Origin of the sequence: Luteibacter sp. 9133 (assembly GCF_000800155.1) — a bacterium.
Taxonomy (GTDB): Bacteria; Pseudomonadota; Gammaproteobacteria; order Xanthomonadales; family Rhodanobacteraceae; genus Luteibacter; species Luteibacter mycovicinus.
In genome coordinates this window covers 3,824,461-3,847,896 of the sequence record NZ_JUHO01000001.1, presented here as the reverse complement: position 1 = coordinate 3,847,896, position 23,436 = coordinate 3,824,461, and the positions used below count along the sequence as shown (strand labels likewise).

Sequence of the window (23,436 nt, the reverse complement as noted above, 5' to 3'; positions counted from 1 at the left end):
TCAGCCGTGATGCTCATGGGTGTCGTCGGCCGCGAGTCCGCCGCCGAGGCCGAGTCCCGCGCCGGCCGCCATGCCGCCGCCCATTCCGCCACCGCCACCGCCTTTACCGCCCCCGGCGCCGCCTCCTTCGGACTTGGCCCCGCCGTCACCCTTGCCCTTCGCGGCCACGACGCGGGCAGGGCCCTGTCTGGGGATGGCGATCTTGCCGGACACGGGCTCGAGGTCGAGCACCTTCCTGATAAACGTGCGGAGCGAGACCACCAGTTCATGCATGTGGACGGGACGGCCCTCGACCATCTCCGTGGCGGCACGTGCCGCCAGCGCCACCTGTTCCTCCGTGCCGAGAAGGATGATGTCCGATAGCGCGGCTTCCACCGCGTCACGTACACGACGCGCGCGATCCGAGCCGCTGGACATGTCGGTCGGGCCGCTCTCGGCAGCCGCGGCGGCCGCACGCAGACGCAGGTCGCGCATGTGGCTCGGATCGACCGCCAGGTTGCCGGTGAAGGATCCGCCCAGCGTCTTGTAGGCAGCGATAAGCGTGCGCAGGCGCTCGTTGATCTGGCGGTTCTCGCGCTCGCGTCGCTGCTGGACGGTCTGCTGCGCGAGGAGGCGGATGCCCACGCCGATCAGGGTGATGACCGCCAGCCCGAAGAGGGTGGAGAAGAGGCCTTGCCAGGAGCTGAAGTCGAGGTTGCGCATCGAAAGCCCGTTTCGCTGAGGTTTGGCGTTGAATTCACGCTAACTGGTCTTTCGTGTGCCCGATGTCTTTCCCTTGGCTCAACGATGCACCGGGCCGAGCGCCGTCACACCATTCAATACGACTTGAGCTGATCGAATCAGAGCATCCAGCAAGGCCCCGTCGACATCGAGCCCGCCCTCGTACTCGGCGAGGTTCCGTTTGTTATGAGCCTGACTCAGTGCGCGCCATTGCAGTGGCTCAAGCTTAAGCGTGTGTGCGAGGCACTGGAAAACCTGATAGCGGTTCTCGGACCGGTATCCATGCCAGCGAAGTGCAGCCAGCGACAAAGCATGCGCTGCGTTGTACGCCAGGTCGAAGCGGCTCTCCATGCATAGCGATGTAAGTTGCGAATCTTGCAGGCGAACCGTTCCCGAATGGATTAATCCATCAAGCTCGGCCTGTGCTGGTGGCTCGGCCTTGAGTTGGCCGACGCGAACCAGATTGTCCAGTGGCGATGAGGTCATCCATGCCTCCCAATAGCGTTATGAAATCACCCGCCAGTACCTTCGTCAGGAACGGCTGACTGGCCTCGACGCGGCGACGAAGCTCGGCGCTTGAGTACAGCATCGGACTGATTGCCCGACCAAGACGTTTCTCGGCGGACGCCACGCTGCCATACACGTCTTCCAGTGTCAGCGAGTCCGATACCACGAGCACATCGATGTCGCCCGATGCGGCTGCTCGGCCTTTCGCGATGGACCCATACAGCATCGCCCAATGAATCTTGTCGGCCAGGGGCCTGAGGGATTCCACGAGAATGCCTGGAACACCAAGGAGTTTGTCAACGAGGCTTTTCAACTCGTAGAAAACCGGGCTTTCTCCGTTAGCGCGGTAGTGTTTCTGATTCCCGACAAGCGACTGGACAACTAGTCCACTGCGAAGCATTCGGCTTAGTTCGCGTTGCACCGCGCCTGATCCAACCCCCGCCAGATCGATAAGTTCCTTGGTAAAAAAGCTTCGATCGGCTTGGCCATACAGAAGCGCCAGCACTCGCTGTTGCGTGCCGGTAAGCAGCGCGTCAGCCACACTGATCGACGGGTTGGACATGGCACAAGTACCTCTGGGAGCAGTGTCTAGGTTACCCACTTAAGGTATCAGATTACCCTTTCTGGGTAATTTAGTGTCTTCTTGTTCCTGTGAAGTGGCCGCCCGTGTCCCCTTCCATGGATAATGGCCGACACGCCGCCGTTCACGCATACGGCTCCGGCTCATCCCATCCCCACCTTACGGGTGCTCCCTTGCTGTTAATGATCGACAACTACGACAGCTTCACCTTCAACCTCGTCCAGTACCTCGGCGAGCTGGGGCAGGAGGTCAAGGTCGTGCGCAACGACGCGCTCACCATCGCCGATATCCGTGCGCTGGCGCCGTCGCGCATCATGATTTCGCCCGGACCCGGTACGCCGGACGACTCCGGCGTGTCGATCGACATCCTGCGTGAGATGGCCGGCGAGCTGCCGATCTTCGGGGTCTGCCTCGGTCATCAGGCCATCGGCCAGGTGTTCGGCGGCAAGGTCATCCGGGCGCGCGAGATCATGCACGGCAAGACGTCGCCGGTGAAGCACAAGGGCCTCGGCGTCTTCGCCGGCCTGCCGAACCCCTTCGAGGCCACGCGGTATCACTCGCTGGTGGTCGAAAAGCATTCGATCCCCGACTGCCTCGAGGTGACCGCCTGGACGGAGCGCGAGGACGGTTCGCTCGACGAAATCATGGGCCTGCGTCACCGCACCCTCGACATCGAAGGCGTGCAGTTCCACCCGGAGTCGATCCTCACCCAGCACGGCCACGACCTGCTGCGCAATTTCCTCGGCATGCCGTTGCCGCTCGCTGCCTGACGAAGAACAAGGATTCACGCTCCATGCCGATGACTCCCTCCGAGGCGCTCCAGCGCACGATCGAGCACCGCGAGATCTTCCACGACGAGATGATCGAGCTGATGCACCAGATCATGCGCGGCGACGTCAGCCCGCTGATGACGGCCGCGATTCTCATCGGGCTGCGTGTGAAGAAGGAGACGGTCGGTGAGATCACCGGCGCGGCGACGGTCATGCGCGACCTCTCCGCCAAGGTCGACGCCGGCACGCATCCGCATTTCATCGACATCGTGGGAACCGGCGGCGACGGCGCATCGACGTTCAACATCTCCACGGCGTCGATGTTCGTTGCCGCCGCCGCGGGCGCCCGCGTGGCCAAGCATGGCGGGCGCAGCGTCTCGTCCAAGTCCGGTAGCGCCGATGTCCTCGAAGCGCTCGGCGCACGGATCGACCTGCTGCCCGCGCAGGTAGCGGTGTGCATGAGCGAGGTCGATATCGGCTTCATGTTCGCCCCGAATCATCACCCCGCGATGAAGGTGGTCTCCCCGGTCCGTCGCGAGATGGGCGTGCGCACGATCTTCAACATCCTCGGGCCGCTGACCAATCCGGCGGGCGCGCCGAACATCCTGATGGGCGTGTTCCATCCCGACCTCGTCGGCATCCAGGTGCGTGCCCTGCAGGCGCTGGGCGCGAAGCACGCGATGGTGGTCTGGGGGCGCGACGGGATGGACGAGATCTCGCTGGGCGCCGCCACCCTGGTGGGCGAACTGCGCGACGGTGTGGTGCGTGAGTACGAGATCGAGCCGGAGGACTTCGGTCTGTCGATGGCGTCGAGCCGTAACCTCCGCGTGGAAGACGCGACGGAGTCGAAGGCCATGCTGATCGACGCCATTTCCGGCGTGGCCGGCGTGCCCCACGACATCGTCTGCCTGAACGCGGGCGCGGCCCTTTACACGGCCGACGTGGCGCCGACGATCCAGGACGGCATCGATCTGGCACGCAAGACCATCGCAAGCGGCGCCGCACGTGCAAAAATGGACGCGTTCGTGGCCGCGACCCAGCGGCTCGGCGCCTGAGATCGCCGGGGTTCCCCCTTGCCCGGCCTTACCCTAGGAACCGCTTAGATGCCCGACATTCTCCATCGCATTCTCGACCGCAAGGCGGAAGAAGTGGCCGAGCGTAAGCGCAAGCGGTCGCTCGACGACCTCGCGGCGCGCATCGCCGGACTCGAGCCGACCCGCGGCTTCGTCGCCGCCATCGATGCCAAGCTGCACGACGGCCACCCGGCGGTCATCGCGGAAATCAAGAAAGCCAGTCCCAGCAAGGGGCTGATCCGCGCCGACTTCAACCCGGCCGAGATCGCGCGCAGCTACGAGAACGGCGGCGCCGCCTGTCTCTCCGTGCTGACCGACGCGGATTTTTTCCAGGGACATGAGGACTTCGTGCGCGAAGCGCGCGACGCCTGCTCGCTGCCGATCCTGCGCAAGGACTTCATCGTCGACGAGTACCAGGTCTACGAAGCGCGCGTCATCGGTGCCGACTGCATCCTGCTGATCGTCGCCGCCTTTGCCAGCAAGGAAAACGGGGACGTCATCTACGACGACAAAGCCCTGCTCGAACTGTCCATGCTGGCCGCCGAGCTCGATCTCGATGTCCTCGTCGAGGTCCACAACGAGGACGAGCTCGAGATCGCGCTCGATCTTCCGGTGCCGCTCATCGGTGTGAACAACCGCAACCTGCGGACGTTCGAGACCTCGCTCGGCACGTCGCTCCGGCTGAAGGATCGTGTCGGAGACGGCACGCTGGTCGCCGAGTCCGGCATCCACACGCCGGAAGACGTGAAGATCCTGCGCGACAAGGGCATCGATTGTTTCCTCGTCGGCGAGGCATTCATGCGCGCGGCGGATCCGGGTGCGGAACTGCGCAAGCTCTTCGGTACGGCCAGCCAGACCCACAAGCAGTAGAGCCGATATGAATCAGGGGCATGAGGCGGCGGTGTCCGGGGACACCACCGCCGTCGACGCACGTCGCATCGTGCTGTTCGACTTCGACGGTGTGATCGTCCGTCACCAGACGCTCGAACTGTTCTTCCGGGAGCGTCTGTCGGGAACGGGGCGCTGGCGGCTGTTGCTCGCCCTTCCCGTGGTTCCTTTCGTGCCACTGCTGCTGCCGACGGTAGCCGGTAGCCGATTCCTTGGCAGAACCTTCCTCCGCGTGGTGACCTTCGGCCGTCGCGAAGCGGCCTATCGTCGGCAGGTCGGCGCGTTTGCGCGTGCCTACGCGCGGCGTCCGGGCGTCTTCCTCCGCGACGCCGTCGCCACGCTGCGGCGGCACGTGGATGCCGGCGACCGGGTGGTCATCGTCAGCGGCAACGACCTGACCGTCGTCGAAGCGATTCTCGATGAGGTCAACCTGACCGGCTACGAGCTGATCGGTTCGACGACGCGTGGCGGTCCGATCGGCGTGCATTTCACCGTCCACAACGTCGAGGGCATGAAGGTCCGAACGCTCGACAAGGCGGGCGTCGCGCGCCCCTGGGCCATTGCATATAGCGATTCCCTGTCCGATCTCGCCCTGCTGCGCGCCGCTGACCGGGCCGTTCTGGTCAATCCGTCGCCGAAGGTCGAGAAGAGGGCGCGTCGCGCTTTGGCCGACAAGCTCGAGGTCGTGCACTGGTTCTGACGGCACGAGTCAGCGAAGGAACCGCGCTCCCAGCTGGAAAAGGCTGATCCCCACGACCAGGCAGCCTACGGCACCCATGACGTAGCGTGGCGGGAGATGCTTTACCAGCCACGCTGCAACCGGCGCGGCGATGACGCCGCCCGTCAGCAGGCCGAGCACGATAGGCCAGTGCTGGATGCCCATGTGGAAGATCAGCGTCGTCGAGATCGCGATCGTGACCACGAACTCGGCGGCATTCACCGTGCCGATCGTTTGCCTGACGGCGCCGCCGCGTGCCAGCAACGTGGAGGTGGCGATCGGGCCCCAGCCGCCACCGCCAATGGCGTCGAGGAGGCCGGCGCAGAAACCAAGCGCTCCCTTGTGGCGAACCCGATGGTGAGACACCCCGCGCCCGGCGGCGCGCAGAAGCACGACCGTGCCCAGGACAAGCAGATAGACGTACACGAAGGGCTTCAGCATCTCGCCGTCCACACTGGCGAGAAACCAGGCGCCAAGGATGCCGCCGGCCATGCCCGGGATGGCCAGGCGCCGGAACATCTTCCAGTCGACATTGCCGAAGAAGGCGTGCGCACCGCCCGACACGCCGGTGGTGAAGACCTCGGCCGTATGCACGGTCGCACTGGCGACCGCCGGGGGCAGGCCGAGCGCAAGCAGCACGGCATTGGACACCAGTCCATAAGCCATGCCGAGCGCGCCATCGACCAGCTGTGCCAACAGCCCGACGCCCGCGAATAGGAGGAACTGGCTCCAGTCCATGCCGGTCCGTGTCGTGAGTGGTGGTCTCACCATAACGAATGGGGGCGCGTACCCGACATGAAGAAGGGGTATCGCTTGCGTGCGGCATCCCGCCGCCGCTAGCCTCGCTTCTCGTCCCCACGACATGGATCCCCGATGTACCTCTCGTCCCTGCGCGAACTCGCGCTTGGCAGTCGCCTGAAAGCGCTCAGCGATCACTTCTATCAGGCCGTGGATGAGGTCTACCGGGCCTGCGGTGCCGGCATCGAGTCGCGCTGGTTTCCGGTCCTTCGCTTTCTTCGCGACGTCGGCCCGACCACGGTCACCGACGTCGCCCTGGCGATCGGCCAGACGCACTCCGCCGTCAGTCAGCTCGCCGACCGCCTCGTCGATGCCGGTATGGTGGTCCGTCAGCGCGATCCTCAGGACGGGCGCCGCAGTGTGCTGGCACTCACGGACGCGGGCGAGCGCGCGCTGGGGGCTCTTGGCCCGGTATGGCTGGCGATCCGCCGGGGCATGGCGGAGTCGATGGGTCCGCGCGGACTGGCACTGCTCGACGCCATCGACGGTTGCGAGCAGGCGCTGGCGAGCCGTCCCCTCGTCGCGGCGATCCTCGATCAGCGGGCGGCACTGACCCGCGAAGCCGTCCAGGTGGTGCCCTTCGAGCCTGCCCTGAGCGAGCACTTCCGTCGCCTCAACCAGCAATGGCTGGAGCGTTACTTCCGAATCGAGGACGTCGACCGCGCACTGTTTGCCGATCCCGAGGGGATGGTGCTGGCGCAGGGTGGCGCGATCTTCTTCGCGTTGTACGCGGGCGAAGTCGTCGGTACGTGCGCGCTCATCCACGAGGGGGAGGGCGTCTACGAGTTATCGAAGATGGGTGTGGACGAGAATTATCGGGGTCTGGGCGCCGGCCGGGCATTGCTGGACGCGGCGATCGCCGACTATCGCGCCCGCGGGGGCACGGAGTTGTTCCTGGAATCGAACAGCAAGCTGACCAAAGCGCTGGGCATGTACCAGCGCGCGGGATTCGTCCTGCAGCCCGCGCTTCGTCCGGGCTCGCACTACGAGCGCGCGGATGTCTACATGGTGTACCAGGGCTAGCCGGGACGGCGGGACGGCGGGACGGCCCAAGGCCGGTCCCGCGTATTTCGTGGTCAGCGGGTGCCGCGCACCACGATGGTCTTGCCGGCCACGTCGATCATCCGCTCTTCTTCGAGCTGCTTGAGCACGCGGCCGACCATCTCACGGGAGCAACCGACGATGCGGCTGACTTCCTGGCGGGAGATGCGGATCTGCGTCCCGTCGGGATGGGTCATGGCATCCGGCTCCTGGCAGAGATCGAGCAGGGTCCGCGAGACCCGGTTCGTCACGTCCATGAAGGCCATGCGGCTGACCTGGCGCGAGGTGCGCAGCAGGCGGTGGGTCAGCTGGGAGCCGATGGCGAAGAGCAGCTTCGGGCATTCGGCGGACAGCGGTCCCTCGAGCAACTGGAACAGGCGTTCGTAGCTGATCTCGGCCATTTCGACGGCGGTGCGGGTGCGAACGAGGGATTCCCGCTGCGCCTGCTCCACGAAGAGGCCCATCTCGCCGATGAACTGGCCCCGGTTGATGTAGGCCAGGATCAGCTCGCGGCCCTCCTCATCCTCGGTGCAGACCGCCAGCGAGCCCTCCACCACGTAATAGAGCGTGTTGGCCGGGTCGCCGGGACGGATGATCGCGGTCTTGCCCGGATACCGGCGGCGGTGGCAGGCGTCGAGGAAGCGGCCCATGGCGGCAGGGTCCGGCGCAAAGCTGGTCGGAGCCTGCGAGCGCTCGAAAGCCTGTTGGAGCAGATATTTGAGTTGAGCCACAGCTGATTCCGTTGAGCCTCAATGGCATGGCGTCCCCAATTTCGTCACGCCGCCGCCGGGATTCCGTCGGGCGACGTCGACTTGCCATGTCCCCGGGGCGATTATTGCAGACAACCGGGTATCAAAATCCACAAATTAAATCGATCCAGCCCCTGCTTGTTCAAATCCGGGCCATCTTGCCCCATAATTTCACCCCCTCGGCGTCGGGACCCCTTGTCTCACGCCGTACACAAGCGCCGGGCACACTGTCGGCCTGTCGCTTACATCGCTGCGGGGACCCTAGCTGCTAACCCGCGTCTGCTGCTGGCCGTTATTCCCGGCCTCGGAGAGTCGCTGTGGTCAAACCGCTTCCCCGCCTTCGCCTGCAAGGTTTCAACAACCTTACCAAGGCGTTGAGCTTCAATATTTACGACATCTGCTATGCCGTTTCGGAACAGCAGCGCCAGAACTACATCGAGTACATCGATGAGCAGTACGACGCCGACCGCCTGACCCAGATCCTGACGGATGTGGCCGAGATCATCGGCGCCAACATCCTGAATATCGCCCGGCAGGATTACGATCCCCAGGGCGCCTCCGTCACGATCCTCATCTCCGAGGAGCCGGTCGTCGAGAAGCTCGGCCGCGACACCATCTCCGGTGCCGTCGTCGCGCACATGGACAAGAGCCACATCACGGTCCACACCTATCCGGAAACGCATCCGCACAACGGCATCGCGACCTTCCGCGCGGACATCGACGTGGCCACCTGCGGCGTCATCTCGCCGCTGAAGGCGCTGAACTACCTGATCGACAGCTTCGAGTCGGACATCGTCATCGCCGACTACCGCGTCCGCGGCTTCACGCGCGACGTGAAGGGCAAGAAGCACTTCATCGATCACAAGATCAATTCGGTGCAGGATTACCTGGCCAAGCACATCCGTCAGAAGTACGAGATGTTCGACGTCAACGTCTACCAGGAAAACATCTTCCACACGAAGATGCACATCAAGGACTTCGACCTCGACACCTATCTGTTCGAGGCCCAGGCCGACGATCTCTCCTTCAAGGAGCGTCAGCGCATCGAGTCGCTGCTCCGTCGCGAGATCGAGGAACTGTTCCACGGCCGCAACCTGATGTGACCCCGAAGCCCCGCGAAAGCGGGGCTTCCGCTATCCGGCCCTACGCGGTCGCGGCGCTTCTGATGAAGTCGATGAAAGCGCGCAGCGGTGCCGGTACCAGACGCCTGCCGGGGTAGTAGAGGAAGGGGCCCGGGAAGGCCAGCCACCAGTCCTCGAGGACGGGTTCCAGGGCTCCGCTGTCCAACTGCGGGCGAATCCAGTCCTCGAACAGAAACACGATGCCGGTGTCGGCCACGGCCGCCTCCACGGCGAGGTCGGAGGCGCCGCCCGCGCGGACGATCAGCGGCCCCGTGGGCTCGACCATCACGGTCTCCCCGTCCTTCTCGAATTCCCAGGCGGGCATGTTGCCGCTGGCGAAGCGACCGCGCAGGCAGGCGTGGTCGAGCAGGTCGCGGGGATGGGACGGGCGGCCGTGGCGCGCAAGGTAGGCCGGTGAGGCCGCCGCCGCGTAGCGCTGGACCCGGGGTCCGATTGGCACGGCGATCATGTCCTGCTCGAGCCGTTCGTCATAGCGAATACCCGCATCGCAGCCTTCGGCAAGAACGTCGACGAAGTTTTCGTCGGTCAGGACCTCGAGACGAATGTCGGGATACGCGGCCAGGAAGGGCGGCACGATCGCGGGCAGCGCCAGCCGCGAGGCGCTCATCGGTACGTTGAGACGCAGCGTGCCCGCCGGGCGATCCCGGAAGTGATTGACGACGTCCAGCGCGTCGTCGACCTCGGCCAGGGCAGGGGCGAGACGGTCCAGCAGGCCCTTACCCGCGTCGGTGGGAGAGACGCTGCGCGTCGTGCGGTTGAGCAGGCGGACACCGAGCTGAGCCTCCAGCCTGCGGACCGCTTCGCTCAGGGCCGAGGCGCTGCCGCCGCTGAGGCGGGCTCCCTCGCGGAAGCCGCCGGCCGAGGCGACCGTCACAAAGGCGTTCAGATCGGCGAGGTCGGCTTTCACGGGCATATTCCCTGGTCGGGCGCATTGTGCGGATTGCGGTACAAGCCGTCCCGATTGTGCCCGCTTATCGCCTTATCCGGCAGCCCCTACCTTTGTAGCTCACCTTCCAGGAGCTCTCCCATGTCCCCGATTCAGAAGTCCGGCACGTTTCATCTCGGCGATCGTCCCGTCCATCGGCTGGGTTACGGCGCGATGCAGCTCGCGGGCCCGGGTGTGTTCGGTCCCCCGAAAGATCGCGACGCGGCGCTGGCCGTGCTGCGCGCCGCGGTGGAAAGCGGCGTCGACCACATCGACACCAGCGATTTCTACGGCCCGCACGTCACCAATCAGCTGATTCGTGAAGCGCTTCATCCCTACCGCGACGACCTCGTCATCGTGACCAAGATCGGTGCGCGCCGCGACGACAAGGGCGGCTGGCTGCCGGCGTTCTCCGCCGACGAGCTGACCGGCGCGGTGCACGACAACCTGCGCAACCTCGGTCTCGACGTGCTCGACGTGGTCAATCTGCGTGTGATGTTCGATACGCACGGCCCGGCCGAGGGATCGATCGCCGACATGGTCGAGGCGGTCGCAGAACTGCAGCGGAAAGGGCTCGTGCGGCACATCGGCCTCAGCAACGTGACGCCGGCGCAGGTGGCGGAGGGTCGTGGCATCTGCGACATCGTCTGCGTGCAGAACATGTACAACCTCGCGAAGCGGGACGACGACGCGTTCGTCGACGCACTGGCGAAGGATGGCATCGCCTATGTGCCGTTCTTCCCGCTGGGTGGTTTCAGTCCACTGCAGTCGGACACGCTCAACGAGATCGCGACACGCCTCGACGCGACACCGATGCAGGTCGCGCTCGCGTGGTTGCTGCACCGCTCGCCCAACATCCTGCTGATCCCGGGTACGTCGTCCGTAGCCCACCTTCGTGAGAACCTCGCCGCCGGCGATCTCGTCCTTAGCGATGAGGTGTTGGGTGAACTCGACAGCGTGGGCAAGGCGGCCTGACGCGCCAGCACCCGTCCGAAAAATAGGAAGGCCCGCACATGCGGGCCTTCTCGTAGGGATCGTCGAACCGCTTTCGCCTTCAGAAGCGATAAGCGACCGTCTTCATCACCGCGGATGCCGCGTGCATGAGGCCGGGAACCGGCCAGGGCAGGTCGATGCCGCCGCGTGCCTGCGCCGCATCCGCGTGACGAATTTCATCGGCCTGCATCTGCGTGAGGATGGCGCGCGAACGATCGTCCTGCGCGGGCAGTCGTTCGAGATGCTCGGCCAGATGCGCTTCCACCTGGCGCTCCGTCTCGACCACGAAGCCGAGACTGATCGGATCACCGATGGCGGCCGCGGCGACGCCGATGGCGTAGCTTCCCGCATACCACAGCGGATTGAGAAGGCTGGGGCGGCTGTCGAGCTGCTTCAGTCGCTCGGCGCACCAGGCGAGATGGTCGGTCTCTTCCTGCGCGGCATGCATCAGGTGCGCTCGCGTTTCCTCGGTGCGGGCCAGGGCGGCCTGCCCGACATAGAGCGCCTGCGCGCAGACTTCGCCGACGTGATTGATCCGCATGAGTCCCGCGGCGTGGCGGCGTTCCGCGTCGGTCATCGGCGCGTCCGCTATCGCATCGCCAGGCGATCGCCGGACGGCCTCCGGCGAGCCCGCGACGGCTTCCATGGCGCGCTCCACGCCAGCCAGCAAACGGTCGAAAGGACTGAGGGTGCGAACGGACATGGAAGAAACTCCTGACGAACGGGGATGACACACGTTACAATGCTCGGCTCCCGGAGAAAGGTGAAGTTGCTGCGGCTGCTTGTCGCGCACGTCGGCCTCGTCATCCGGGAGGCTTGTGAAACGGCCCGGTCATCATGTTATGATTGTCGGCCCGAAGCTCACCTGCACGGTGGGCTTGCGCGATGAGGGAAAAGTCAGCTATTCTCTCGCGCCTTTGCTTTCACCGATTCCGTGTTCCGCCCTGCAAGGCGGCAAACCAGGTATTTGAAATGAAAACGTTCACCGCCAAGCCGGAAAGCGTCAAGCGTGATTGGTTCGTGGTTGATGCCACGAACAAGACGCTCGGTCGTCTGTCGACCGAGATCGCGCGTCGCCTCCGCGGCAAGCACAAGCCCGAGTTCACCCCCCACGTCGATACCGGCGATTACATCGTCGTGATCAACGCCGAGAAGGTGGCTGTGACCGGTGCCAAGCTGGACGACAAGATGTACCACCGCTTCACCGGCTACGTCGGCAACCTGAAGACCACGAGTCTCAAGGATCTGCTCGCCACGCATCCGGAGCGAGTCATCGAAATCGCCGTCAAGGGCATGCTTCCGAAGAACCCGCTGGGTCGCGCTATGTACCGTAAGCTCAAGGTATACGGCGGCGCCGAGCATCCGCATACCGCTCAGCTGCCCCAGGCGCTGGAAATCTAAGGAACTATGATGGCTATCCAGCAGAATTACGGTACCGGCCGCCGCAAGACCTCCGCCGCCCGCGTGTTCCTTCGCAAGGGCACCGGTGGCATCGTGGTCAACGGCAAGCCGCTCGACCAGTTCTTCGGCCGCGAGACCTCGCGCATGATCGTGCGTCAGCCGCTCGAACTGACCGAAAATGTCGAAAAGTTTGATATCATGGTCACCGTCGCTGGTGGCGGCATCACGGGTCAGGCCGGCGCCATCCGCCTCGGCATCGCTCGCGCCCTCGTCGAATACGACGAAGCGCTGAAGTCGCCGCTCCGTAAGGCTGGTTTCATGACCCGCGACGCTCGTGAAGTCGAGCGTAAGAAGGTCGGTCTCCACAAGGCCCGCCGCGCAACGCAGTTCTCGAAGCGCTAATCGGTTTAGTGCTTCAAAGTTCGACGCTTCAAGGTCAGAGCGCGTCGAAACCCGGTTTATTGGGAGATCGTCTAACGGTAGGACCGCAGCCTCTGACGCTGCTTATCTAGGTTCGAATCCTAGTCTCCCAGCCACCACTGAAAAGCCCCCGAGAAATCGGGGGCTTTTCTTTTTCTGCGTGCGTGATCCTCACGATGGTGAACCCCAGGCGTGCCAGGGAGCCCGGCGACGGTACAGCTGTGAGCGTAATCGGCAGCCGCCCGACAGGGGCCTCTGGCGATGGGCGAAAGTGGATAAATCGGTCATGGCACTGCCCTGACCGAGTCGCAGGATCTGACGCGCACAGCGTCCAGACTTGCTCCACACAGCCCAGGAGGATCCACCATGCGTAGCTTTGCCCGCTCCACGCTCGCCTGCCTCGTCGTCGCTTCGCTCGGCCTCGGCGCCGCTCACGCCCAGACCGCTCTGTCGGGGCTGGGTCAATCCTGGCCGAACGCGACCGACGTCAGCGCCAGCCCGAACTACCACGTCTACGTGTTCCAGCGCGGAACGACCCGCTATATCCAGGTCAACGACGCGAGCGGAAAGGTGCGCGGTGCGGTCGCCCGCACGCCTTACGCGCTCGTGGGTACGCCGGTCGGTTCCGACGCGGCCGGCGTCTCCACGCCGGATGAACCGCTGGACACCCCGGCCGGTGGTACGTCGGAGACGGTCTATAACGATGGCACGGTCCAGGTGAAGGCGGCCACGCAGGCGGATGGGACCGTGCGCATTACGGCTCTCCTTGCCGGCGAATGCCCCACGGTACGCGACTGCAATGGCCACGGTCCGTGATCGAGGAAGAGGGAAAGACCGGGGCGTCGTTCCGCCCGGGACCTTTCGGTCAGCGCTGACTGGGTTCCCGGCAGGCGCCTTTCAGCACCACCGGGTGGTTCGCCGCGATGCGGCGAGCCACTCGTACACCGAACAGCAGGGACGTGAAGATCACCAGCGACAGCACGACCTGCGCCTGGATCATCAGCGGCTCCGTCAGGAACGACGATGTCGATGCGAGAGCGATGCTGGCGAGCATGCCGGCCACCGCGCTGCCGTGCCAGCCGTGCCGCCAGGTCAGCAGGATGACGGGAACCGCCATCGCCATGCGCACGCTCTGCAGCGCGGCGGTGCCCTCGACGACCTGTGACGCGAGGAAGATCAGGATCGCGAGCGAGGGTACGACGATCAGCAGCGTATCGCGCGCCAGCGGGCTGGACCGCACGGCGTGCCAGGTGACGATGCCACCGGGCAGGGCAGCCATGCGCTCGCGCATCGCCATGATGGTCGGCGTGAGCGTAAGGGCGCCCAGGTACTGACCGAGGAAATAAATCAGAAAGTCCTGTACTTCGACCACGGGATTGGGCGAGCCATCGCCCATCTGCACGATCGACAGCGTAAAGGTGCTGGCACCGCCGCCAATGAGGGCGCAGGCAAGCGTCGCCACCATGATCATGTTCATGTTGATCTGGCCGTCGGCGCGACGCAGGTCCGCATGACGCCGGATCCATATCACCGCCGGCATGCACAGGCCGATCGTCGGGATCGAGACGAGGCAGGCCCAGAGCACGCCGAAAGCATGCGCATGCAGCGCGGCCATTTCAGCGACGGGAAGGGCTTCGCCGACAGCGAGCGCGGGCCAGAAGCGACGGGGAACAAGCAGCAGGCAGGCCAGGCGCAGGCCGGCAGGGAGCATCCAGTGCGAAAATGAAAAGTTGCGCGTGAGCTCGTAGCAGGCGGCATACGCGCCCGCGACGGCGACATAGCGCCCCCAGACTAACGGATCCTTGTTCAGTGCACGCACATTCGACCCCTTCTGCCTTCCGGGTGGCCGATCGGAGCAGTCGGTAGCGACGCTTTCCGCGATCGGCATGCCTAGTTTGAAGGGTTATCGGCCCGCTCGCCATCGAATAAACGGCGAATTGGTAAATTTGCCGTTTCCGCGCGCGGGTGAGGCGGGCATGGCGGGTCCGATACACTGGCGGAATGAGCGACGAAGTCCACCTTTCTCACGGCCTCGCGGGCGACCAGCAGGCACCGGACTGGCCGCCGCTGACGGAAGACGAGGTGGCATCGCTGCTCGACGGCTACCCTTCGTTGAAGGGGCCGTACGCCATCGTCTGGCACAGTCCCCGCCCGCTGTCGGCGGCGGCACGTGTCAGCACCTCGGCCGGCGAGGTCTTCGTCAAACGGCACCACATGAGTCTGCGCGACAAGCGGACGCTGGCCGAAGAACATCGTTTCGCGACGCACTTGCGCGCGCGTGGGATCCCCGTGCCGCTTGTCCTCGGTGACGCGACGGGCCGCTCCTCGGTGTCCAGGGGCGACTGGGTCTACGAAGTGCATCGGTCCGCGACCGGGAACGATGTCTACCGCGACGCGTTTTCGTGGTCGCCCGCGGGCGGCGCCGCGCACGCGCATGCCGCGGGTGCGATGCTCGCGCGGCTGCACCTTGCGGCGGAAGGCTACGATGCGCCGCAGCGGGGGACCCACCTGCTGGTCGCCCGAGCCGAGATGCTCTCGGCAGCCGACCCCGTCTCGGTACTGGCCGGACAGCTGCCCGGACGCCCGGCGCTCGCCGCCTATCTGAGCGAGCGCGACTGGCGCGACGACGTGGGTATGGTTCTCGGCCCTTGGACGCGGGCTGCGGCCCTGGCCGTAGCGCGACAAACGCCTTTGTGGACTCACGGCGACTGGCACGTCTCCAACCTCTGCTGGAGCGACGCGAGCGATGCGGGGCGAATCACCGACGTGCTGGACTTCGGCCTGTCCGCGCGCACGTTCGCACTGTTCGACCTGGCTACGGCGATCGAGCGGAACGCCATCGCGTGGCTCGACATCGAACAGGGCGGGATTGCCCGTATCGATCTGGCTCTCGGCCTGCTCGACGGCTATCGGTCCGTCCGACCGCTCGCTCCGGCGGACCTGGCCGCGCTTGCCGATGTCCTGCCCGTCGTCCACGTGGATTTCGCGCTCTCCGAGGTGGAGTATTTCGAAGGCATCACGCGGCGCCGCGATCACGCCGACGTGGCCTATCGGACCTTCCTGCTGGGCCATGCCCGCTGGTTCGCCGGGACCGAAGGGCAGGGACTGCTCGACGCCCTCCGTCACGCGCGCTGACATTTCGTGCTTCAATAGGCGTTCTAGAAGCGGGGGTGCCCGGCATACGCCGGGCTGAGAGAGTCCCTTGGAACCTGACCCGGTTAGTACCGGCGTAGGGAGCTTGCAGAACCACAAACGCCCTGTCGGGCGGCGTGGTTCGCCGTCGCTTCGTCCGTGAACCCGAAGACGACGATGACTCTTGCCCGTACCCCGCTCGCCCTGGCCCTGCTCGCCCTTGCTCCGCTGGCCCAGGCCTTGGACGACCATGCCGCCCCGCAGCAGCAGGCCCGAACCCTGCCGACCATCGACGTGCACGCGTCGGCGACCGACGGCTACCACGCCGCGGACTCGCAGCTGGACACCTTCGGCAGCTTCGGCAGCGCGGCGCTGCACGACACGCCGGCCGCCATCACCGTGATCACCCGCGCACAGATCGACGATCGCCAGCCGCGCACGCTCAGCGAGCTGGTGCGCGGAGACGCGGCGATCAACGACAACTACGCGCCGGCGGGTTACTACCAGGACGTATCCATCCGCGGTTTTCCGCTGGATCTCGCGACAGGCTTTCGCTTCAACGGCATGATGATGTCCGCGGAGCAGCTGCAGGCGCTGGAGGGTAAGGAGCGCGTCGAAGTGCTGAAGGGTCTCGGCGGTCTCGAGGCGGGCGTGGTCGAGCCGGGTGGCCTGGTCAATTACGTCAGCAAGCGTCCAGCCGAGGTGCACAACCTCACGCTGGGCACCGACTCGCATGGCTCGAGCTACGAAGCGCTCGACCTTGGCACATGGTTTACCCCGTCGTTCGGCGTGCGGGTGAATGCCGCCAACGAAAAGACGCACGGTGCCATTGAACACACCGATGGGCGTCGCAGCTTCCTGTCGATCGGCGCCGACTGGAAGATCAACGAACAGGCGACCTTGCTCCTCGACACCGACTACCAGACCAGCGGTGGCAATTCCGCATCGGGTTATCAGCTGCTTGGTGGAACGGCGATTCCGGCGCACCCGAGTCGCACCCGACTGCTCGGCTACCAGCCCTGGCAGCGACCGGTAGGTATCCATTCGAGCAACACGTCGCTGCGCTTCAACTACCGCTTCAGCGACACCTGGAACGCCCAGGTGTCGGCGGGTCACAGCCATACGGTGATCGACGACAACGTCGCGTTTGCCTATGGGTGCTTCTACGCCGAGTCGTGCGCATCGGGTGCCACACCCGGTTACTTCTTCGCACCGAACGGTGACTACGACGTCTATGACTACCGCAGCCCCGACGACACGCGTCAGAACGACGAGGTGCGTGGCGTGGTCACGGGCAGCTTCGCCACCGGTGCGCTCGATCACGAGATCAACCTCGGCGCCAGCGCGTTCCGTCGCACGGTCGACCAGCTCCCTTACGTCTACGACTATGTCGGCACGGCCAACATCGACGATCGCGTCGTGCCCGTTTTCGACCCGTCGCCGAACCAGCCCGGCGCGTCCGTGCGTCGCCTGACCAGCTGGCAGCGCACGTTGTTCGCGATCGATCGCATGCACATGGGTGAGCAGTGGCAGGTTCTGGCCGGCGCGCGTCTGGTCAAGCTGGACGAGCGCGCCTACGACGACACCGGCGCACTCGAGCGCGATACACGCGAGACGAAGACGCTGCCGCAGGCAGCGGTGTTGTGGCAGCCGACGACGCCGCTGACGACGTACCTGAGTTACGGCGAAGGCATCTCGCTCGGTCGCGAAGCGCCTTACTGGACCTCCAACGGCGGCACGACGCTCGCACCGCTGCATTCGCGCCAGGTCGAGGCGGGCGTGAAATATGCCGTGAGCGATGTGCTCGACCTGCAGGTCGCCTTGTATCGCATCCGCCAGTCGTATCAGTTCGCTCGTCCGGATGACACGGCGGAAGGCTTCACTTTTGTCCAGCAGGGACAGGAGGTGCATACGGGCATCGAGTTGAATCTGGCCGGGCAGGTTACCGACCGGCTGCGCATTACGGCGAGTGGCAATGCGATCCGCGCGCGTGCGGAGAATACCGGTGCGCCGTCTTATGAAGATCACCAGGTGGTCAACGTGCCACGCTGGCGCACCGCCGTGTACGCCGACTACAGCTTGCCCTTCGTTCAGGGGCTTGCCGTGCTGGGCGGCTGGCGTTACGCGAGCAGCAACGTGGCGACGCCGGACGGCGCCACGCGCGTGCCCGGCTACCATGTGTTCGATGCCGGGCTTCGTTACGCGACCACGGTGAGCGGCCATGCGATGACATGGCGTCTGAATGTCGATAACGTCTTCAATCGCTTCTACTGGCGCGACACGGGGACCTCGGGCGGCGACGCCTACCTGTTCCCCGGCATGCCGCGCCTGGCCCGTCTCTCGGTGACCTATGAACTTTGAGCTGTCGTGGTTCGAACTGGCGGCCGCGCTGGTGAGCGCGGCCGCCGTGTGGCTCACGGCGCGACGCAGTCCGTGGTGCTGGCCAGTGGGGCTGGTTTCCGTCATCGCCTACGCGTGGATCTTCGTCGACGCCAGGCTCTATTCCGACACGCTGCTGCAGATCGCTTTCGCCCTGTTGATCCTCTACGGCTGGCATCGCTGGCGACGCAATCTGGATGGGAGCGGTCACGTCCGCGTCGCCGATCTGGATGGTCGGAGTGCGTTTACACATCTCGCGGTCGGCGCGGGGGCGGCACTGGCCCTCGGTTACGCGATGCATCGCTGGACCGACGCCTCCTTGCCGTGGCTTGATGCCGGGCTCACCGCGTTCAGCCTCGTCGCGCAATGGTGGCAGGCAAGACGACACGTCGCCGCGTGGTGGCTCTGGATCGTCGTCGACGTGCTCTACGTCGGTGAATACGTCTACAAGGCACTGCCGGTCACGGCCGTGCTGTACGCGGGATTCGTGGTGCTGGCGGTGATCGGCCTGCGCGCATGGCGCCGTGAACCGGCGCGGCCGGTCACGGCCTGAGCAGGATCGGCGCCTGCCCGGTCAGAGCTTCGGAATGCGGATGCGGCTGACCATCAGTGCTCCGGAGACCGCGAACATCAGGGCCAGCGGATGCAGGCCCAGCGTGGCGATCTGGACGCTACCGAGCCACATCCGTTCGTGCAGGGCGCCGGTGGCCGCCGCGGCGCAGAGCACCGCGACGAGGACAATCGAGGTCGGAATGGGTGTGCCCTCGAAGTGCGTCACCTTGCCCTCCTCGTTGGCGTGCGCTTCGGCGGTGACGTTGTATCGGGCCAGGCGGGACACGCCGCAACAGACGAACATCAGCAGGATGGCGCGGTCCAGTCCGCCCTGCATACCGCAGCCGTAGCCGATGACGGCGGGGGCGACGCCGAACGAGATGACGTCCGCCAGCGAGTCCAGTTCGCGACCCATGAGCGACGCGCGCTGGCGCCAGCGCGCGATCCGTCCGTCGAGTACGTCGAAAATAAGCGCCAGCAGCACCAGGCCGGAGGCCATGTAGAGGTGCCAGACGCCACCTTCCTGCAGGTAGGTCATGGTCGAGAACAAGGCGCCCACGCCGCTGGCGGCGTTGCCCAGCGTGAACCAGTCGGCCAGCGCGAAGTCGCGGATCATGGAAAACGGTCGCGGTTTCGTGGTCATCGGCTCGCTCGGCGGGGTGAAGACGACAGTTTACAAGGCACGACAGTCGGGGCGACGTGGAGAGGCGGTCGCTTGCGATCCGCGCGATTTTTCAGAATTCTTCTATATGCCAAAGCGGCAACGACCGTCATGCTGTCTGTGTCGCCGCCGGTGGCGGGTCGGCTCAAGGATTTGAGAACGACTCGCCACGGTGACCGACAGCGGCCGGGCGTGGGACGCGTCCCGGCCGCTTCTTCCGATCAGTGTCGCGGCGCGGCACCCCAGTCCTCGGGCCCGAAGCGTAAGTGCAGCACCGCGCGCACACTGTCGTCACCCGGCGGCTTGTAGTTGACTGACGTGCAGCCCGTGGCGAGCTGCCGACGCGCGGCAACCGCCATCGCCCTGGTCATCTGCGTGGCGTACGTGGCACCACCCGCCTTCGACATGCTGATGGCGATGCCGAAACCGTCCGGGCTCACGCTGTCGGTGAAATCCGCCGGGGCGGTCTGCCCGCTAGGCAGCGCCATGATGTCCATCTTCTTGCCGCAGCCGCCCACACTGACGATATCGACGCCGTCGAGCAGGTTGCCGATGAACTTGTCGGCGCGCTCGGCCAGGGAATCGACCGCCTCCACCGTCGTGCTCAGGCGAATCTTCACGAAGTACAGCTTGCGATAGAACAGGTAGGCGCGCGAGGTCAGCATGTCCTGCTGCGCATCGAACACGATCGGCAGGAACCGCCCCTCGAGTTTCTTCCCACCCGCCAGCGACGCCGTATAGGGAGCCTCGTCTCCCCACCACACGTTGCGGTAGATCTGCTGGCGCTCGGCGAAGTCGACCGATTCGCGGAAGTCGTCCGCGGCCTGTTTCAGCATCTTCGACGCATCGCCTTCGCCGGCGGGGTAGATGAACACGTCGGCGATGATCCAGTCCGCGCCATCGATGTGATAGCGCAGCGAGACGCCGGCGGCGATGTCACCTTCATCCGCGTAGTTCTTCACCGCCGCGAGCGTCGCGCCTGGGAGTCGTTTCGGCGCGACGATCCACGTGTCGTCGACGACGCCACGGTGGCTCTGCGCATCGGGGAGAGCGAAAGGGGGCGCGGCGGGCGCCTCCTGGGCCAGCGCACCGGACACGGTCGCCAGACCGAACATGACGGGAAACACCTTCCACCGCGACATCGTCAAACCAACCTCTGGAAAATGGAACGCGAACCCCGTGTGCGCACTATAGCCATCCGCATGCGTCAGCGGGAGCGGGCGGACGCACGAAGGCGCCGTCGCAGAAAAGCCAGGGTCAGTGCTTCCAACTTGCGCGGCGCATGGAGGCCGGTAGGTGGCACATGCCGATGGAGCTCGCCGACGAGCCACCCCTCGAACACCTCGGGGTGAATGTAAGACGCGCGGCAGACCGCAGGCGTATTGCCGAGCACGGCGGCCACCTCTTTCACGGCGCCCGCCAGCGTCGTGCGCAGGGCCGCCTGACCGCCCTTGTCCGGTAGCGGCGTTGCCGCCAGCGTGGCGACCGCATGCACGGTACCGCCCCAGGTACGGAAATCCTTGGCGGTGAATTCCCCGCCCGTCACCCTGCGCAGGTAGTCGTTGACCATGCCGGAATCCACCGGCTGCCGGTTGCCCTCGTCGTCGAGGTACTGAAAGACGCGCTGGCCGGGCAGCTCCTGCACGCGGCGCACGATCTTCACCAGCCGACGGTCGTCCAGCTCCACGTCGCGCCACTGGCCACTCTTGCCGCGGAAGTGGAACTCGATGCGCCCCTTATGGACGGCTACATGCCGCGAGCGAAGGGTGGTCAGGCCGAACGAGTTGTTCTGTTTCGCGTAGGTATCGTTGCCCACGCGGATCATCGTTTCCTCGAGCAGGCTGACGATCAGGGCAAGCACCTTGTCGCGTGGCAACCCCGGCAGGGCCAGGTCCTTGCTAAGGCGACGTCGCAGGGCGGGCAGCACCTTGCCGAACTCGAGGACACGTTCGAACTTGCCGCGATCGCGGACGTTGCGCCACTTCGCGTGATAGCGGTACTGCTTGCGTTCGCGGGCGTCGCGTCCGGTGGCTTGCAGATGGCCGCGTTCGTTCGGGCAGATCCAGACGCGGGTGTACGCCGGGGGGATGGCCAGGGCACGGATCCTGGCAAGCACATCCTCGTCGGTGATCCGCTTGCCTTCGGCGTCGAGGTAGGAAAACGCCCGCCCGCGCTTGCATCGGGTGATGCCCGCGTCGGTGTCGCAGACATACACCAGGCCCGCCGCTTTCGCGTGGGCCTGTTCGGCGGTGACGACCACGAGGGCGTCGGTGGGCGGCTTCCTGGACATGGCCCGGAGTGTGGGCCAGCGGGCGATCAAGGCCCGGTGAACGCCTCGTCAGCCGACGCGGCAGAACACCGCCTTGAGGTAGCGGTTCTCGGGCACGTTGCTGGCCACGGGATGGTCCGCGCCGGCACCGTCGACGTGAAGGACCTGCAGTTCGCGGCCCGCGTTGAGGGCGACACGGCGGATCATCTCGAGGAAATCGTCCTCGCCGACCAGGCCCGTGCACGAGCAGGTCAGCAGGATGCCGCCCGGTGCGAGCACGTCGAGCGCCGTGCGGTTCATCGCGAAGTACTTCTTCAGCGCGTTGATGACCTGGTTGCGGTCGCGGGTGAGCTTGGGCGGATCGAGCACGATCGCGTCCCAGGTGTCGCCACGGTCGATCGCGGCGCGCAGCCATTCGAAGACGTCGCCCTGTTCGAACGTGGCCTCGACGCCGTTCATGCGCGCATTCTCACGGGCGACCTCGAGGATGGCGGCGTCCGCGTCCACGCCGGTGGCCTCGCGGGCGCCGGCCTTCATCGCGTGCACGGCGAAGCCGCCGGCGTTGCAGCACAGATCGAGCACGCGGCGGCCACGCGCCAGCTGCGCGAAGCGGCGACGGTTGTCGCGCTGGTCCGCGAAGAAGCCGGTCTTGTGACCCAGGCCCGGCGCCGCATGGAAGGACAGGCCGTGTTCGTGCACATCGACCGCGGTCGGCGGCTCGTTGGAGCGGACGTCGAAGGACTCCTGGCGCTGCACGTGCTGCTCGGCGAACCAGTACAGCGAGGCGCCCGGGAAGTGCTTCTGCAGTTCGGCGTGGATGGCGTCGCGGAAGCGCCACATGCCGGCGGCGAAATACTCGACCACCAGGTGATTGGCGTAACGGTCGACGACGAGGCCGGAAAGGCCGTCGCCTTCGCTGTGCACGACACGCCAGGCGTCGCTGACCTCGTCCAGACGGAGCAGTTCGCGGCGCAGTTCGACGGCGCGCGCGATGCGGGCGGCAATCCAGCCCTCGTCGATCGACTGGTCCGCGTCGGTGGTGAGCAGGCGCAGGGCCACGCGGGCGTGGCCATTCCAGAAACCCCGCCCAATAAAGCGACCCCGGGCATCGTGTACCTCGACGACGGTGCCGGGGGGCAGGCGGTCGTCGGGTTTGACGATCTGGGCCGACCAGACCCACGGATGGCCGGGGACGCGGTCGTTTTTGAGGCGGATGACGGGCAGGGCTGGCGTATTCATCCGCCCATGATACCGGGGCTCAGCGGCCGAAGCGCAGCACCAGCCAGGAAACGAGGGCCAGCAGGTTGATTCCCAGATGCGCGGCAGACGGGCCGCCGAGGGCGAGCAACCAGCCATGCTCCGCGATCGCCCAGTCGAAGCCCAGGTGCGGCGAGCGCTGCAGGGTGACCGAGAGATTGGCGAAGGCGCCGCTGGACAGCGCATAGCTGAACATCGGGGTGGCGATCAGCGGGGCCTGGAGGAACTGGGCCCAGATCGACATCTGCGTGCCGCGACCGTCGTTACTTGCCAGCAGAACGCCGGCGACGAGGATGAAGCCGAAAAGCAGCACGCCCAGTACGGCAACGATGGCATCGACACCGCTGAAGCGTCCGTTGAGCAGACGCTCGAACTGATGGACCAGACCGAACAGGCCGCCGGCGATTTCGAACACGGCGATGATGCGGGTGAAGAAAGAATTCAAAGCGGTCTCCACGAGA

26 protein-coding genes, 1 tRNA gene and 1 riboswitch are annotated in these 23,436 nt (G+C 65.6%); of the genes, 14 read left to right on the top strand and 13 right to left on the bottom strand.

Annotation, left to right across the window (positions count from 1 at the left end):
- The 3 genes from FA87_RS16830 to FA87_RS16820 all read right to left on the bottom strand — a co-directional run bounded on the left by FA87_RS16830 (position 1) and on the right by FA87_RS16820 (position 1,789).
- The gene (locus FA87_RS16830; protein WP_043696172.1) at positions 1 to 702 is read right to left on the bottom strand and encodes a hypothetical protein; all 702 of its coding nucleotides are present in this window, start codon (positions 700 to 702) and stop codon (positions 1 to 3) included.
- A gap of 78 nt (positions 703 to 780) precedes the next feature.
- Complete coding sequence (locus FA87_RS16825) at positions 781 to 1,071, bottom strand: hypothetical protein (protein WP_239709115.1); 291 nt, start codon at positions 1,069 to 1,071, stop codon at positions 781 to 783.
- A gap of 58 nt (positions 1,072 to 1,129) precedes the next feature.
- Positions 1,130 to 1,789 (bottom strand): transcriptional regulator, encoded by a 660-nt coding sequence (locus tag FA87_RS16820; RefSeq protein WP_197062437.1) that lies wholly within the window; start codon positions 1,787 to 1,789, stop codon positions 1,130 to 1,132.
- Positions 1,790 to 1,980: 191 nt separating this feature from the next.
- On the opposite strand from FA87_RS16820, the gene FA87_RS16815 reads away from it, so the two are divergent.
- Genes FA87_RS16815 through FA87_RS16800 form a run of 4 tightly spaced genes read left to right on the top strand, consistent with a single transcriptional unit; the run spans position 1,981 to position 5,238 of the window.
- Positions 1,981 to 2,577: an aminodeoxychorismate/anthranilate synthase component II gene (locus tag FA87_RS16815; RefSeq protein WP_043696166.1), complete on the top strand. Its 597-nt coding sequence runs from the start codon at positions 1,981 to 1,983 to the stop codon at positions 2,575 to 2,577.
- Between the two features lie 23 nt (positions 2,578 to 2,600).
- Positions 2,601 to 3,632, top strand: a complete 1,032-nt coding sequence (trpD, locus tag FA87_RS16810; protein ID WP_036109968.1) for an anthranilate phosphoribosyltransferase — start codon at positions 2,601 to 2,603, stop codon at positions 3,630 to 3,632.
- A 48-nt stretch (positions 3,633 to 3,680) separates the two neighbouring features.
- The gene (gene trpC, locus FA87_RS16805) at positions 3,681 to 4,520 is read left to right on the top strand and encodes an indole-3-glycerol phosphate synthase TrpC (RefSeq protein WP_036109972.1); all 840 of its coding nucleotides are present in this window, start codon (positions 3,681 to 3,683) and stop codon (positions 4,518 to 4,520) included.
- Between the two features lie 7 nt (positions 4,521 to 4,527).
- On the top strand, positions 4,528 to 5,238 hold the full coding sequence (locus tag FA87_RS16800) for a haloacid dehalogenase-like hydrolase (protein ID WP_081996625.1): 711 nt from the start codon (positions 4,528 to 4,530) through the stop codon (positions 5,236 to 5,238).
- Positions 5,239 to 5,247: 9 nt separating this feature from the next.
- Here the strand turns inward: FA87_RS16800 and FA87_RS16795 are convergent, their stop codons facing one another.
- A complete protein-coding gene (locus FA87_RS16795; RefSeq protein ID WP_036109979.1) occupies positions 5,248 to 5,994 on the bottom strand; it encodes a sulfite exporter TauE/SafE family protein in 747 nt (248 codons plus the stop codon).
- 135 nt (positions 5,995 to 6,129) lie between these two features.
- Between FA87_RS16795 and FA87_RS16790 the strand changes: the two genes are divergently transcribed.
- Positions 6,130 to 7,077, top strand: coding sequence for a helix-turn-helix domain-containing GNAT family N-acetyltransferase (locus FA87_RS16790; RefSeq protein WP_043696160.1), 948 nt, complete (start codon positions 6,130 to 6,132; stop codon positions 7,075 to 7,077).
- Between the two features lie 53 nt (positions 7,078 to 7,130).
- Here FA87_RS16790 and crp read toward each other — a convergent pair whose 3' ends face one another.
- Positions 7,131 to 7,826, bottom strand: coding sequence for a cAMP-activated global transcriptional regulator CRP (gene crp, locus FA87_RS16785; RefSeq protein WP_036109985.1), 696 nt, complete (start codon positions 7,824 to 7,826; stop codon positions 7,131 to 7,133).
- Positions 7,827 to 8,161: 335 nt separating this feature from the next.
- Between crp and speD the strand changes: the two genes are divergently transcribed.
- Positions 8,162 to 8,947 (top strand): adenosylmethionine decarboxylase, encoded by a 786-nt coding sequence (speD, locus tag FA87_RS16780; RefSeq protein ID WP_036109987.1) that lies wholly within the window; start codon positions 8,162 to 8,164, stop codon positions 8,945 to 8,947.
- Positions 8,948 to 8,987: 40 nt separating this feature from the next.
- On the opposite strand, the gene FA87_RS16775 is transcribed toward speD, so the two are convergent.
- Positions 8,988 to 9,872, bottom strand: a complete 885-nt coding sequence (locus FA87_RS16775; protein WP_197062480.1) for a LysR family transcriptional regulator — start codon at positions 9,870 to 9,872, stop codon at positions 8,988 to 8,990.
- A gap of 141 nt (positions 9,873 to 10,013) precedes the next feature.
- Here FA87_RS16775 and FA87_RS16770 point away from each other — a divergent pair, with 141 nt between their 5' ends.
- Complete coding sequence (locus tag FA87_RS16770) at positions 10,014 to 10,886, top strand: aldo/keto reductase family oxidoreductase (protein WP_043696157.1); 873 nt, start codon at positions 10,014 to 10,016, stop codon at positions 10,884 to 10,886.
- 79 nt (positions 10,887 to 10,965) lie between these two features.
- Here FA87_RS16770 and coq7 read toward each other — a convergent pair whose 3' ends face one another.
- Entirely contained in the window at positions 10,966 to 11,607 is a 642-nt protein-coding gene (coq7, locus tag FA87_RS16765) for a 2-polyprenyl-3-methyl-6-methoxy-1,4-benzoquinone monooxygenase (protein ID WP_036109993.1), read from the bottom strand.
- Between the two features lie 269 nt (positions 11,608 to 11,876).
- Here coq7 and rplM point away from each other — a divergent pair, with 269 nt between their 5' ends.
- From rplM to FA87_RS16745, 4 genes are all read left to right on the top strand, one after another.
- Positions 11,877 to 12,305: a 50S ribosomal protein L13 gene (gene rplM, locus FA87_RS16760; RefSeq protein ID WP_036109995.1), complete on the top strand. Its 429-nt coding sequence runs from the start codon at positions 11,877 to 11,879 to the stop codon at positions 12,303 to 12,305.
- A 9-nt stretch (positions 12,306 to 12,314) separates the two neighbouring features.
- A complete protein-coding gene (gene rpsI / locus FA87_RS16755; protein WP_036109997.1) occupies positions 12,315 to 12,707 on the top strand; it encodes a 30S ribosomal protein S9 in 393 nt (130 codons plus the stop codon).
- A 60-nt stretch (positions 12,708 to 12,767) separates the two neighbouring features.
- A tRNA-Gln gene (locus FA87_RS16750) sits at positions 12,768 to 12,841 on the top strand.
- Positions 12,842 to 13,091: 250 nt separating this feature from the next.
- Positions 13,092 to 13,541, top strand: coding sequence for a hypothetical protein (locus tag FA87_RS16745; RefSeq protein ID WP_036110029.1), 450 nt, complete (start codon positions 13,092 to 13,094; stop codon positions 13,539 to 13,541).
- A 49-nt stretch (positions 13,542 to 13,590) separates the two neighbouring features.
- Here FA87_RS16745 and FA87_RS16740 read toward each other — a convergent pair whose 3' ends face one another.
- Positions 13,591 to 14,544, bottom strand: a complete 954-nt coding sequence (locus tag FA87_RS16740) for an MASE1 domain-containing protein (RefSeq protein ID WP_043696154.1) — start codon at positions 14,542 to 14,544, stop codon at positions 13,591 to 13,593.
- 182 nt (positions 14,545 to 14,726) lie between these two features.
- Between FA87_RS16740 and FA87_RS16735 the strand changes: the two genes are divergently transcribed.
- The 3 genes from FA87_RS16735 (at position 14,727) to pnuC (ending at position 18,789) form a co-directional block, all read left to right on the top strand.
- Entirely contained in the window at positions 14,727 to 15,860 is a 1,134-nt protein-coding gene (locus FA87_RS16735) for a phosphotransferase (RefSeq protein WP_043696151.1), read from the top strand.
- Positions 15,861 to 15,881: 21 nt separating this feature from the next.
- Positions 15,882 to 15,978, top strand: a riboswitch (TPP riboswitch).
- A gap of 56 nt (positions 15,979 to 16,034) precedes the next feature.
- Positions 16,035 to 18,218, top strand: a complete 2,184-nt coding sequence (locus FA87_RS16730; protein ID WP_043696148.1) for a TonB-dependent siderophore receptor — start codon at positions 16,035 to 16,037, stop codon at positions 18,216 to 18,218.
- 1 nt (position 18,219) lies between these two features.
- A complete protein-coding gene (gene pnuC, locus FA87_RS16725; protein ID WP_043698370.1) occupies positions 18,220 to 18,789 on the top strand; it encodes a nicotinamide riboside transporter PnuC in 570 nt (189 codons plus the stop codon).
- A gap of 21 nt (positions 18,790 to 18,810) precedes the next feature.
- On the opposite strand, the gene pssA is transcribed toward pnuC, so the two are convergent.
- The 5 genes from pssA to FA87_RS16700 all read right to left on the bottom strand — a co-directional run bounded on the left by pssA (position 18,811) and on the right by FA87_RS16700 (position 23,420).
- On the bottom strand, positions 18,811 to 19,431 hold the full coding sequence (gene pssA / locus FA87_RS16720; protein ID WP_036110038.1) for a CDP-diacylglycerol--serine O-phosphatidyltransferase: 621 nt from the start codon (positions 19,429 to 19,431) through the stop codon (positions 18,811 to 18,813).
- A 239-nt stretch (positions 19,432 to 19,670) separates the two neighbouring features.
- Entirely contained in the window at positions 19,671 to 20,591 is a 921-nt protein-coding gene (locus FA87_RS16715; RefSeq protein WP_156128583.1) for a hypothetical protein, read from the bottom strand.
- Between the two features lie 65 nt (positions 20,592 to 20,656).
- Positions 20,657 to 21,739: a DNA topoisomerase IB gene (locus FA87_RS16710; protein WP_052191409.1), complete on the bottom strand. Its 1,083-nt coding sequence runs from the start codon at positions 21,737 to 21,739 to the stop codon at positions 20,657 to 20,659.
- A 48-nt stretch (positions 21,740 to 21,787) separates the two neighbouring features.
- Positions 21,788 to 22,957 carry a class I SAM-dependent rRNA methyltransferase gene (locus tag FA87_RS16705; RefSeq protein WP_043696144.1) on the bottom strand — a complete coding sequence of 390 codons (1,170 nt, stop codon included), beginning with the start codon at positions 22,955 to 22,957 and terminating at the stop codon, positions 21,788 to 21,790.
- 19 nt (positions 22,958 to 22,976) lie between these two features.
- Entirely contained in the window at positions 22,977 to 23,420 is a 444-nt protein-coding gene (locus tag FA87_RS16700) for a hypothetical protein (RefSeq protein WP_036110047.1), read from the bottom strand.
- Positions 23,421 to 23,436: the final 16 nt, after the last annotated feature.